Raw genomic sequence first — 13,593 nt, forward strand, 5'->3', positions numbered from 1 at the left:
CGCGCGCGGTCACGCGCTGTCGTGGTGGTGTGTGCACGAGCCGACCGAACTGAGTGCTCCGATCGGGGCGTGCGTGCGTGCTCAGCGTGGTGTGATCGAGAAGAAGCGGATCTCGCCGGTGTTCGCCGTAACGCTGTCGATCACCCGGAGATGCCACGTCCCGTTCGCGCCGGGCGAGCCGAGGCGCAGCGCGCCCCGCCAAGTGAAGTCGCGCGCAGTGCTACTGCTCGGGCTCGTGAGCGTGCGTGTCGCGCCCGAGGGCGTGACGAGCACGACGCGCAGGTCGCCACGGCGCCGGTGCGCCACCTCGACCGCCACGCCCACCTCGATCGAGCCCTCGCCACCGATGACGTCGATTTCGGTCGTAACGCCGGTCGTGCTCGCATCGGGGATCGCGAGTGCGAGATCGCAGCGACCGTCGTGCTCGATGCCGACCTCCTCCGCGAGCTCGCATCGATCGACGAACGTCTGTCCGTTCGTGCCGCACACCGTCGGGTCGGGCTCGCCGCGCCAGCACGCGTCGTCGCGCGCGGGCGCCGGCGCGCTCACGGCGAGCCACACCGTGGTGTGGTCGTTCGACGCGACGTCGTCCGAGGAGAGCGTGATGCCAATCTCGTGCTCGCCTTCTGCGCTCGGCTGCACGCGAATCGTGTACGCGACGCGCTCGCCCGGCGCGATCACGCGTGCGTCGAACCATGCGACGCCCGCCGAGTCGGGCGCCCATGCGGCGCCGACGACGTCGAGAATCGCGATCGACTTCGGCGTGGACACGAGGACGTTTCCGACCTCGGTGCCGACGGTTCCGACGTTCACGACCTCGAGCGTGATCGTGCGTACCTCGTCGATCACGCCCGTGGGCTGCGCGACCGACCCGAACGCGATGCGATCACGGGTCGGACCGTGGAGCTCGACGGCACGACCCCACACGACGCCATTGGTCCACGTCGACATCCACGACGACGCCGACGACGCGCTCACCGGCGTGCGCAGCACGAGCCGCAGCGACGGAAGGGACGCCCCGGGCGCGACGGCGCTCGAGTGGACGCACACGACGCTCGTCGCAGCGCGACACACCCACCCAGCGCCCGCGCTCGACTCGAGCACGAACGGAGCGGGCAGTGCGTGCTCGAACACGACCCCGCTCCCCTCGCTCGTGCCGTCGTTCGTGACCACGACGTCGACGGCGAAGGGCTCGCCTCCGGTCGTGGAGCTCGGGCTCGAGACCGTCGCGCGGAAGAGCGGCGCGGTCGCGTCGGCGATCACGGTGATCCGACCGCTCGCCGAGAGCCCGGAGGGATCGCGGACCGCGTAGTACACGGTGTCGCTTCCCGCCGACGCGCGCGAGCGATAGGAGCACTCGCTCTGCGCGCAGCGGATGTCTCCCATCGACGGAGTGAGCGTCGTGACGGTGAGCGGGTCTCCGTCCGGGTCGCTCGCGTTCGAGAGCACGTCGAGACGCACCGCGCCGAACGGCGCGACGCGCACGACGAAGTCGCGCGCGCTCGGCGCGCGGTTCGTGTCGATCGACACGCTCACGCGCGCCCGCGCGCGGAGCCCGTACGCGTCGGTGATCTCGTACTCGAACGAGTCCTCGCGAACGTCGCTGCGCGTCGTCGAGTACTGGCACTGGCCAGCGGGATCGCACGCCACGGTGCCGTGCGCGGGCTGCGTCCACGACACGACACGGAGCGCATCGCCGTCATCGTCGCGATCGTTCAAGAGCACCCGCACGGACCCGATTCGCTGAACGACCGCGATCGCATCGTCGGCGGCGCTCGGCGCGCGATTGCCGCGCACCGTGCTCGTGGTGGTCGCTTCGCGACCCGACGTGGTGCGCGCGAACGCGGTCACCTGGTGTGTCCCGCCCGGCACGCTCGGAAACGTCGCGCGGAAACGGCCCGAGCCATCGAGCGTCGCGAGCACGCGCTGATCCCCGAGCGCGAGCTCGACCTGCTCCACGTGATCTCGCCCGTCACGGTCCGTCCAGGGCAGGAACGGGATCGCGGGCGCAGCCCAGTCGATCGTCTGACAGCGCCCTCCGGTCGCGTCGGTGATGTGGCGCAGCGGGCTCGATGGATCGCACTCCGAGATCGCGTCGATCGCGCCGCGATCGAGCAACGCCTCGATCGCGGGCGTGAAGTCGTCGCGACAGATCGACGTCCGGCGGCCTCCGGTGATGCTGGCTATCTCGTAGAGATTCGCCGCGCGACCGAACGGCGCGAGCTGCGTATCGCACGGGGACGACTCGGGACGCCCGGGCGCGCCCTCGGGGGCGATCACGTGCACCTCGGCGGCACGACCGAAGACGCGATCGAGGTCGTGAAGCACCGTGACGACACCGAGGGGCCTCACGTCGTGATCGGTCACGACGAGCACGCGCAGCGCGCTGTCGCGTCGTGCCCACGCCGCGAGCTCGAGCTGCCGCGAGCTGATCGCGCGCATCGGAGACTCGCCGCCGAACGAGTGCTGCAGATGTGTCGCGCGCGGATCTGCGCTCAGGGCCGTGCCGGCGAGCCAGCTCTCACCCGACACCAAGAGGACGCGCGTGTGCGCCTCGTTCGACGCTGCGAGAATCGTCATCGCGCGCGCGAGCGCCTCGCGCGCGCGACCGAGCCGGTCGTCGACGATGATGACGAGATCCAGCGCCGCCGGCTGCGCGGCTCGTCCGACGCCGTGCACGACCGTGCCGGCGCGGATGGCCGCGGCGAGCGGCGAGTCGCCATCCTCGCTCACGTGATCGCGGCCAGACGACACGAGGTACGCGACGCGTCGTCCTTCGGGCTGCGCCGCGAAATGCGTGTTCATCGCGGCGAGCACGTCGTCGTACGTGAGTTGCGCGTTCTCGACCCGGCACGTCATGCCCGCGCTGGGCAGTGGCGCGAACGCCGTGGAGCGGCCGCCGTAGCCGGAGTCGGAGCACGCGGTGGTCGCGACGAGCGCGATCGTCTCGTCGGGATCGGCGAGCCCATCCGCGTCCAGATCGGCCGCGGGTGTGGTGACCGACTGCACGCCCTCCGCGGGCCCGACATCCTCGATGAAGACGCTCGGGATGTAGGGTTGCGACGGCGCTCGGTGCTGCATGTCGGCGCCGAACGTCATCACCGAGACATCGAGCTCCGGCACGTCTCGCAGCCCACGCACGAGCGCGACCGACTGGCACCGTGACAGGTCGAGCGATCGCGAGACGTCGCAGAACGCGGGATGGACGGCGCGCGGCGCCCAGTCGGGTGGAACCTCGCGCGCCGCGCGTCGCGTCAGCCCGCGGCGGGTACGGCGATCCGCGGATGGCAGCGAGAGCTGATCGACGATCGCGAGCGCATGCACCGGACCGTCTAGCGCGACGTCAGCAGCGACCGACCCGACGATCTCGAGGGATCCGCCTTCCGGCACGACCAACGCGCTCGGCGACGTCTCGATGCGGATCGCCGGCGGTGCGATCGGAGGAGCCGCGGCGACCGGAAGCGAGGTCGGGATTGCCGCGAGGGCGCGCTCGGGGCCCCAGCTCGGGTGTCGACCGCGCGCGATCAGCCGAGGCACTCCGCCCTCGACGGGAAGCGCGAAGATGCCGTGCTCGAACGGCAAGAAGACGGTGCCGAGGATCCGACGGCGATGACGCCAGTTCTCCGGCTTCCGCGCCGGGTCCTCCACGAACCCTTCGCGCGGCCCGCGCTCGAACGCGATCCAGCGGCCGTCGGGCGAGAACGTCGGACGACCATCGGCTTCGCCGCGCACAGCGTGCGTGAGCAGCCGCTCGGTGCCATCGGTCAGCGACCGCAGCACGATCCCATCGTCGGTCGCGAACGCGACGCAGCTGCCATCGGGGGAGTACTCGGGCGCCGTCTCACGACGCCCGGCCGCGTCGGTCAGTCGTCGCGGCTCGCTGGTCGGGCTCCAGGTGCCATCCGAGCTGCGCTCGACGTCGATGGTCCAGATCTGCGCGGGCATGCCGCGCTGAAACGCGATCTGCCGCGCATCGGGCGAGAACGCGGGTTGCAGCGCGAGCGCGTCGACGTCGTTCTGACGGTCGATGTCCCACGGCAACAGAGCCGACCCGCTGACGGGAAGCGTCATGGAGCCGCCGAGCACGACTGCTCCACCGTCGGCCGAGTACGCGCCAGAGCCGAGAGATTCCGGCCCCCCGACATAGCGAGTCGACAAACGGCCGTCGGGCTCACGCCGATCGAGCGAGACCTCGTAGAGGGTCTCGGTGTCGCGAGTCAGGACTGCGAGCACACGATCGCCGGTCGGCGAGAGCGTCGTCTCCGAGGCCCACGCGAGGCGCTCCGTGCCCGCGAAGCTGCGCGCGAACGGGACCTCCTCGCGGATCCGCCGCGCGAGGTCGAGCAGCTGCACGCGAGGCATGCGCTCGCCGTCGTCCGTCGACTCGGGATCGTGGAGCGGCCGACAGTCGGAGTCCGGTGGACACGCAGAATACACGAGCGTGCCAGTCAGGTCCCAATCCGACTCGTGCACGTCGATGCTCGTCGACTGCCACACTCGGCGGGTGTCGTCGGTTCGCGCCGAAACGGAGATCGGCATCACTCCGTCCTCGTCGGGCCCCGCCGCGACGCGCGCGGTGATCGGAGGAAGTGTAGCCCCCGGCTCGAGCGCGCCGGCATCGGCTCGACGGCAGGTCGCGCTGCCCCAGCGCGCGTCACACGACCAGCCGTCGCCACCCACGCTCTCGACGACGACGAGCGTCTCGCCGCGGAACAGCTCGACCTCGATCGCACGCGCGACGAGCGGAGATGAGCTCGTGCTGCTGACCGCGACGGCGACATCGAGCGCGCTCGCTTCGTGCACGCTGGTGCGCGACGTCGTGAGATCGATCGCGAGCGGCGCTGGGGGAAGATGATCCTCGGCACGCTCGCGCATCGTGGGGCCCCAGGGCTGATGCACGTCGTACAGCCGGTCGTGCACGACGTCGTTGCTCGCGTCGACGTCGCCCGGAACGCGCACCACGACGTCGATCGGCTGGACGCGATCCGCATCGAGCTCGACGCGCAAACGGATCGGGAGCACGACGCCACGCCGCTGCATCGCCGGGAGCCCTTCGGCGCGCGTGCAGGTCAGCACTGGATCCGCGAGCACACAGCTCCAGCCCTCCGGGACGCTCGATTGCCCGGTGAGCGCGACCGTCGGATCGAATCGGACGCCGGGCGGGAGCGTGAGCGCGACCTCGATCGGACCCAGCGTCGGGGCGTCGCCGACGTTGCGTAGATAGACGTCGTAGTGCCAATACCCGCCCTGGACGGGCTGGTGGTACGACCGATAGACCTGGTTCGGCGGCGCCGGAGGCGCGTCGAGCACCTCCGTCCCATCGCCGTAGTCGGTTCCACCCGACGCGGGGATCAGCGTGTTGATGCGTCGCCCCGGCCGGAACGGGTACTCGTAGTCGTACCACAAGCCATCGGACACGCCGGAGAGCCGGAATCCGGGATCGGCGAGCGAGGGGTCCCGATCCACCGCACGAACATCGCCAGCCCTCACCGAGACATCGACTCCGCGCGTCCAGGTCGGGCCGGAATCGCGCGCCGCGTCGATCGAAGCACCGGAGTCGGAGACTGGCGTCCCGCCGTCGAGATCGGGCTGACCCGCGTCGAGCTCACCGAACGCCTCCGCGCGCACGGTCACGCGCAAGAGCGGCAGTGCTTCGCCCGAGACGATGTGCGTGTCCGAGTGCGCGCAGTCGATCGAGTGCGCGTCCGTGGTGCAGCGCCAGCCGTCGCCGGACGAGGCCTCGACGGTCTCGCTCGAAGGAAAGGCCGCGCTCACCGTGGCAGTCCCGTAGAACGTGCCGACTCCGACGTTCTCCACACGAACGACGTAGTCGGCAGCCGCGCCCGGCGTCAGCGCGTCGGGTGGCGTCGTGGTGATGCGCAGGTCACCGGGCGCATCACGGCGCACCCGGACCAAGATCGGCGCGAGCGTCACGCCCGCAGGAACTTCGGCTTCGCGATGACAGGTGATCGCGTTCACTCGCGCCGCGCACGCGAACGCGTCGCTCCGCACCGACACGACGAGGTGCGCGTCGGGCCACGCGAGCTCGACGTGCACCGGGCCCGGATGAGGTCCGGTACCGTGGTTCGTGCCGGTGATGCGATATTCGCCCTCCTCGCCTGGTGCCAGCGAAGCGGGACCGTCGACGTCCAGGCGCCAGTCGCTCGATACGACCGCGCCGCGACGCACGCGCGCACGCACGACGATCGGAGCCGCGCTCTCGTTCCCCGGCAGGGCGTCGCGCACTTGATCGCAGCGCAGCGAGCTCGCGACGTGCACGCACGACCAGCCGGGCCCACTCGCGTCGAGGATGTCGAGCCGCGCGTCGAGCGTGGTCTCCACCGCGAACGGGGCCTCTACCACGCCGCTCGAACGATTGGTGACGTCGACCGCGCCCGAGAGCTCGGCGCCCGGTGCCACACCCTCGGGATCGAGGTCGCGCGCGACCACGTCGAGCGCGCTCACGGCGAGGCCCCACTCGACTTCGTCGTTGCGGTCGTCGACGTCGCCTGCGGCGGTGAGGCGCGCGACGGCGATCGCTTCGTAAGAGCCTTCTCCGCGATCGGCCGCGCCGACGATCAATCGAACTGCGGTGCTCCAGTGCGGCTCGATGATCAGCGAGTCGGCCGTACAGCGCGCGGCGGCGTCGACCATGGTGCACGCGAGATCTTCGGCGTGGATCTCATGAATCGAGATCCCCGCGGGCATCGTGATCGCGAGATCGACGTCGCCACTGGTGGAAGTGCCGCCGACGTTCGTGATGACCGCTTCGACCTCCGCAGTCTCTCCGATCTGGATCGCATCCGGAAGAACCGTTCGCAGTGCGAGGTCAGCGCCCGCCGGGCGCGGCGAGCGAACGGTGATTCGACTCGAGGATTGGCTCTGATTGCCGGCGCTGTCGGTTGCGGTGACCGTGATGACGTGTTCGCCAGCGGAAAGCTCCGACACATTCACGTCGGGAGATCCGGTCCCGAGGAGACCGTCGCGGTCCGACGACCAGACGAGTGCTCGAGCTCCGAGGCCATCGTCTTCTCGATCGAGCGCGTACGCGCGGAAGTGAACAGTCTCGTGCCGTCCAATCACGGCATCGGCGCGAGGCTCGATGATGGATGCAAACGGCGGTTGGTTCGGAACGACGAATCCGTCGGAGACGACGGCAGTCGATGAGAAGCCGTCGCTCACGCTGACTCGAAGGCGCCCGTTCGAGCTCCCGTGGAGGTAGCGGAACGGAACGTGGAACGTCTCGGTGGACGGGCCGACTCCGACGACCTGCCAGCGTGTACCGTCTGGACTGTACTCGAGGATGGCAGTCAGTGAATCGTGGTCGGCGTCGGACGCGTCGAGCTGCACGCGCGCTGCCGACGATGACGTCGTGACCCGCAGCTGCGCCGAAGGGACGTTCGGGCTCGCCTCGAGGGTACCGAGCACGTGTCCCCCTCGGACGATGTGGACCCGCTGCGCATCGGGAAGAACGGGCACGAATGCGGCGAAGATCGACGGCGCGTCATCGCCCTGTTCTTCGGGCTCGATGAGCGGCACTCCGCCTTCGAAGAGCACGGTGCCGTCCGACGCCTCGATCCTCGCGCTGGTGCCATCGGGATCCAACGCGGTGATACGGGTGACGTGGCGGTCGCGGTGCACGGACGGAAGGAATACGACATGGCCGCTCTCATCGACCCATCCGGCGATCAAGCGGCGCGGGCTCGGCACGGCATAGGGTGGCTCGAGCGGCGAGAAATCTGGCTTCGACTCGTCACAGGGCTCGAGGAGGTCCCATTCGACCGGTTCCCAAGGAGCTCGCGTGAATCGAGCGATGTTGTCGCCATGCGCGCCGCCTTCCACGGGACGCAGCAGTCGCTCGTACTCGAACCACGACGTCCATCTCGCGGGCGCCGAGCAATAGCTCATGTAGTCCCATGCATCGCCGGTAGCGTGGATCAGGCCCTCGCGGAGGTCACAGCCGAAAATCTCGCGGTCGAGGCCTTGGGTGAGCGGGCCGAGCGCCGGTCTGAGCTGCGGATTCGCCCACGCAGGATCGTCGAGGCCGGCCGCTAGGAACATCCAGGGGTACGGCTCGGGACACGCACTGGCGCGCTGCGGCGTCATGCAGAAGTTCACGTGATGGCGGCCCAACGCGTGACTGAGCTCGTGTGCGGCCGTGGTCGTACTGTTCATGCTGAACGTGGCGACACCGTCGGCGCCCACGCCTGCGGCGACGTCGCGGGCCTCCGCGGAGACCGCCGCGACGACGACACCGACGTCGCAATTCGCAGCGTCACATTCGTACTGGCGCAAGTAGTACGCATACGTGTGGACGAGGTGCAGGTAGTTCGCGTCGTTCGCGTTCATGCCGAGCCCCGGGAACGCAACCGCGCGTGGCGTGCGGAGCTGCGCGGTCCGCATGTCGTATCGCTCCTGGCCAGAAGAGACGGGCAGGATCTCGGTCGCGAATCCGATCACGTTCCACCACTCATCCGTCTCGGGCACGTCGAGCTGTGGATGACCGGTGTCGAATCGCAGCGGCGAGATCGCCAGCATCGGCCCGTCGTGCCGCACGAATGACAGTCGAGCCCGACAGTCCCCCGGCACGCCGGGAGTCTCGGCGTCCGCATGCTCGCGGCATCGAAGCTGTCCCCCGATCAGCGCAGCCTCGATCTCGATGTGTCCACGGAGCCATTCCGCCGGTAGTCGGAAGTGGAGTGGAAATGCGTATGCTGCGCGATGTGCGCGGCCGGCGACGCGAGGGACGGCGGCGTCCTGCGTCCCAATCATCGGCGCGAACGTCTCGACCCGGTCGCACGGAGCCGGTGCGGGCTCACTGCATCGATACCCGTGGAGTCGCACCGTGACGGTCGGTCCGTGCGCCGCGCTGCTCCGCTGCCGCTCCTCACGCGAGAGCTGCATGAACAAACGCACGAGTGTCGCCTTGCCTTCGATCAATGGCACGGTGTTGTGCCAATCCTGGATGATCTGATTGGCTTCGATTGCCGCGAGCTCGATGTCGGGGATGATGCAGGACCCGAATCCCCGTTCCCACGACTCGGGATCATCGCCCACCACCATCCGCCCGTTCGTGAGTCGAGTCGCCGCGCCCCACTGCGAGACTGCGCGGGCGCCAGTCACGGCCGCCGGGAACGGCTCCAGCCGGAGCTGATTCGTCGCGACCGCATCGAGCTCCAGCGTGATGGGTTCATCGACCTCCGAAGAGACGTAGCGCTGCGCGATGAAGCCGTCCGAGCTCGCTTCGGCGTCGAAGATGCCGGGCACGTCGACGGCTTCGTTGATCGCGTCGACGATTGCGACTGCGACCTGATCAGCCCCCCACCGCGGGTCGAGCGCGATGGTCAGGTCGCGCGCCACGGGCACCTCGTGGAGGCCGTCCCAGCCACGCCAACGGAGGCGGATTTCGGACGGCAGATCGCCCTCGGAGGTCCAGTGGACTCGCGTGAGCAGGTCGACTGGCTGCGCCCATTCTCGGTCCGATTCGACAGCAACGACCGAGACGCGATCGATCGGATTGCTCAGCTCGCGCGCGGACGCAAACGCCACGGATGGCGCGAACGCCTCCCTGGGGTAGTTGGGTACGTAAGGCCGTGTGTGGCCGAGGTCGGTGCGCGCGTTGGGCATCCACAGCGGATCGAGACGGCCGACGGCCAGGCAGATCTCTTGGCGTACCTGCGGCAGGGCGCGTTCCCCGATGTGCTCCGCAGCGACGTGGAACCCCCAAGCGGGATCTGCAGGTGGGGTGCACTCGCCCCCGGGATAGCCAGGCAGGCATTGATCCCGCGCGGGCGGCAGGTGGCGCACGACGGGCAGATCGAGCGCTCGGATCTCCGCGATCAACGCTGCTCGCGCCTGCGCGCCGCGGATCACCCGGTACGGGATCGCGACACGGCTGCCCTCGAGGTGCTCCACGCCGTCCGAGTCGGACGACATCTGGCCGACCGTCGCGAGCACGACCGATACGGCGACGCTTCCGTCGACCGGAAGATAGGACGCAATCGCGTTGATCAAGCCCTCGCGCTGCAAGGCCCACGGTCGCGGGCCACCGCTGCGGCAACGATAGGATGCGAAGAGAACCTCCGGGGGCCCGTCGGGTACGCAGTCTTCCCCTTCGGATGCGCCAGGATGGAGGACGAACGCAATCTGCCGAACGGGTCTGCCCGCCTCACGGCCCGCAGCGGAGGCACTGGCAACGTCTGCGTTCGTCGATGTGCACGCGCTCCACCACAACGAGAACGCGGAGAAGGATGTCGCTATCCAACGGGATCGCCGAGTCATGGCGCGATGATGCGCGAAACGCGGACGCGCTCAATCCGGCGATCGATGTTCGAATGAGGACGGATGTTTGGATGACCCGACTGGTCACCGACCGCGGCTAGCCGCGGTCAGCGACACATCGACGCTCACGACGCGCGCCCCACCCGCGCCAAGGGCTCGTCGGACGTCGGCCGGCCACGCGCTCGCACGAGATCTCGCTTCGATGCACGTCGCGATCTCCGCGCGGGGCCCAGCGAAGGAGTGCAGCTCGGCGCGCGTCAGGGCGGCGTCAGCGCCCAGCATCATCGTGAGCGACAGGCTGACGTCTTCTCGCAACCCATCGAAGCAGTCGGACGCTCCCCACTCGCTCACGATCGTGTTGGGTCCGGTGCGAATCAGGTCCCAACCGATCATGTCTCGCACGGTGCGGACGAACGCGGCGAGCGAAGCGTTCGTCTCGGTGCACGCTCCGGGCGCGATCTCGAGGCGACGCGCGCGACCTTCTGCGCGGATCTCGATCGTGCGGGTCGCGGAGCCCAGGTCGGCAGGGATGCGGCAGTCACTCGCGTCCGGTACTGCGCTCCAGACGTCGGCGCGATCCATCACGCAGAGCAGACGCGACAGTGCATGACGATCGAGCAACCCACGGATCTTCGCTCGCCACCAGAGCGTGCCTCCGTCGGGCGCCCAAGGGGGTCCCGCGTGCGGATGGACACTGGGATCCACTGCTGTCCAGGCACCGTCGCTTCTGATGATGATGTGAGCTCCCGATCGCGCGCGACGCGCCCCGACGACCTCTCCGATCATCAATGTGAAATCGGACGGAGGAGCCCGGGATGCGCAGTCGTCGGCCGCGCGTCCGTCGCTCGGGAAGCTCGCCGAGGAGACGTCGGTCGGAGCGACGATCGACGGCGCTTCGCCGGCTAGGGCGGGTGGGCTCGGGAGCTCCTGCGGCTCGGCGCTCCGCCCCTCGCAAGCTCCCGCGACGCCCGCAAGAGCGACGAGCGCACACAGCGATCGCGATGTCCCCACGTCGGACATGTACCATGTGTGTGGGGCGGCCGTTCGCGGCTGGGATCGTCGGTTCGCGGTAGCGCATGCCTGCGAGCAGTGCGCGGCAGACGTTCACGCCAATGCAGATCGGGCGCGTCGCGATCGTCGCCGGACTTCGGGCATCATCGTCCGCGATGCGTCCATCGCACTTCTCGGTCCCGCCCGAGCCGCCGACGATGCCTGCTGCGCCCGGGCCCAGCGTGATCCGGCTCGATCGCTCGGAGCTGCGCACGTTCGAGGCGATCGCGGATGCGTTCTTTCCTTCGCTCGCCTCCGATCGCCCCGGGGATCGTCTCTCGGCGCGCGATCTCGGGCTCGCCGCGCGACTGCCCGGGCTGCTCGCCGAGCTGCCGCACGACGCCGATCGTCTCGCGATCAAAGCGCTGCTGAGGCTCTTCGGATCACGCACCGGCGGATACGCGCTCTTCGGTCGGGCGCGCGCGTTCGACTCGCTCTCGTCGCTCGAGGGAGAAGCGGTGTTGCTCGAGATGGGGCGCTCTCCGCGTCTCTTCGTGCGACAGGCGTTCAAGACGATGCGTCAGCTCGTCTTCGCGCTGATCACGAGCTCCGAGGCCGGGCACTCGCGCGCTCCGATCTGGGACGCGATGCAGTACCCCGGGCCGCTCTCTCCGCCGCCCGACGTGCCGCGTCGTCTGTCGCCGATCTCCGTCGAGCGGCCCGCGACGTGGACGTGCGACGTCGTGATCGTCGGCTCGGGCGCGGGGGGTGGCGTCGCCGCGGGCGTGCTCGCCAAAGCAGGCCTCGACGTCGTGGTGCTCGAGAAGGGCCCGTACGTCGCCGAGCGCGACATGACCCACGATCCGCGCGAGGCCGATCGCGCGATGTACGCGACGGTGCTCAGCAGCGATCTCGGCACTGCGCTCATCAGCGGTCGTTGTCTCGGCGGCGGCACGGTCGTGAACTACTCGACGTCGCTCGCGACCCCCGCGGCCGTTCGCGCGGAGTGGGATCGTGTCGCCGGATTTCGCGACGTGTTCGAAGGCGCGGAATTCCAGCGCTCGATCGAGGCAGTCAGCGAGCGAATCGGAGTGACCACCTCCGAGTCGCGCCCTTGGGCGCGCGATCGGTTCCTCGAAGAGGCGTGCTCGCGCCTCGGATGGAGCTGCGAGCCGATGCCGCGCGACGTGCGCGGTTGCGCGCAGGACGAGCGCTGCGGGTTCTGCAACTTCGGCTGTCGGAGCGGCGCCAAACAATCGACGATGCGCACCTGGCTCGAGGACGCGTCGAGCGCGGGCGCGCGCCTCGTCACCTGCGCGGACGCCGAGCGCATCGTGATGGAGAACGGACGCGCGGTCGGCGTGCGCGCGAAGGTGACGCGTCGCGACGGAACGCGCGTGCCGCTCACGGTGTTCGGACGCGCGGTCGTCGTCGCGTGCGGCGCGCTCTACACGCCGGTGCTGCTCCAGAAGAGCCGCATCCACGGCGACGCGATCGGACGCTATCTGCGCGTGCATCCGGTGACCGGCGCGTGGGGTCGATTCGACGAGCGCACCGATCCCTGGGGCGGCGTGATGCAGGCGCGCATCGCGACGCAGTTCGCGAACCTCGACGGACGCGGGTACGGGTTCCGCCTCGAGTCGGGCGCGCTCCATCCGCTCGAGTTCTCGCTGCTGCAGGGCTGGGCCGGCGGCGCGGACGTGAAGTCGCTCCTGCGAAGCTATCGACACTGGGCCGCGTTCGCGGTGCTGCTGCGCGACGAGGGCTGGGGCACGGTGCGCGCGCGCGCGCTCGGTCCGCCGGTGTGGGACTACGCGCCGAGCGCGAGCGATCTCGTCAACGTGCGCGAGGGCGTGCGGCGCGCGACCGAGGCGCTCGTGGCCGCAGGCGCGCGCGAGGTGCGCAGCGTGCAGCAGGTGCCGGTGTCGTGGCGCCCCGCGAGCGGCGAGCCGATCACGTCGTTCCTCTCGCGCGTCGACGAGGTCGGGTACGGGCCCTGCCAGACGACGTACGGCAGCTACCATCAGATGGGCACCGCGCGCATGGGCGCCGATCGACATCTCTCGGCGTGCGGCGACGAGAACGAGGTGCACGGCACGCCCGGGCTCTTCGTGATGGACGCGTCGTGCTTCCCGAACGCGTCGGGCGTGAACCCGATGCTCACGATCGAGGCGATCGCCCACCGCGGCGCGCGCGCCCTCGCGACGCGCTTCGCGAGCGCGCACCTCGCCGACTGAGAGGGAGTCGAAACATCGGCTCGCCGACTCAGGGCCCTCCCATCCACGTGCTCCGCACGCTCCCGTGCGGGCCCTGCGCCGGCGA

Annotated in this window: 3 protein-coding genes; 1 reads left to right on the forward strand and 2 read right to left on the reverse strand. The window is 69.7% G+C overall.

Going from position 1 to position 13,593, the window contains the following annotated elements; translation table 11 throughout:
* Positions 1-81: 81 nt before the first annotated feature.
* Both DB32_RS40905 and DB32_RS40910 read right to left on the reverse strand, forming a co-directional pair.
* A complete protein-coding gene (locus tag DB32_RS40905; protein ID WP_157070277.1) occupies positions 82-9,957 on the reverse strand; it encodes an Ig-like domain-containing protein in 9,876 nt (3,291 codons plus the stop codon).
* A 408-nt stretch (positions 9,958-10,365) separates the two neighbouring features.
* Positions 10,366-10,902 (reverse strand): hypothetical protein, encoded by a 537-nt coding sequence (locus tag DB32_RS40910; RefSeq protein ID WP_157070280.1) that lies wholly within the window; start codon positions 10,900-10,902, stop codon positions 10,366-10,368.
* A 545-nt stretch (positions 10,903-11,447) separates the two neighbouring features.
* Between DB32_RS40910 and DB32_RS40915 the strand changes: the two genes are divergently transcribed.
* The gene (locus DB32_RS40915; RefSeq protein WP_169791718.1) at positions 11,448-13,508 is read left to right on the forward strand and encodes a GMC family oxidoreductase; all 2,061 of its coding nucleotides are present in this window, start codon (positions 11,448-11,450) and stop codon (positions 13,506-13,508) included.
* Positions 13,509-13,593: the final 85 nt, after the last annotated feature.

It is taken from the genome of Sandaracinus amylolyticus (genome assembly GCF_000737325.1).
In the GTDB taxonomy this organism is placed as follows: Bacteria; Myxococcota_A; Polyangia; order Polyangiales; family Sandaracinaceae; genus Sandaracinus; species Sandaracinus amylolyticus.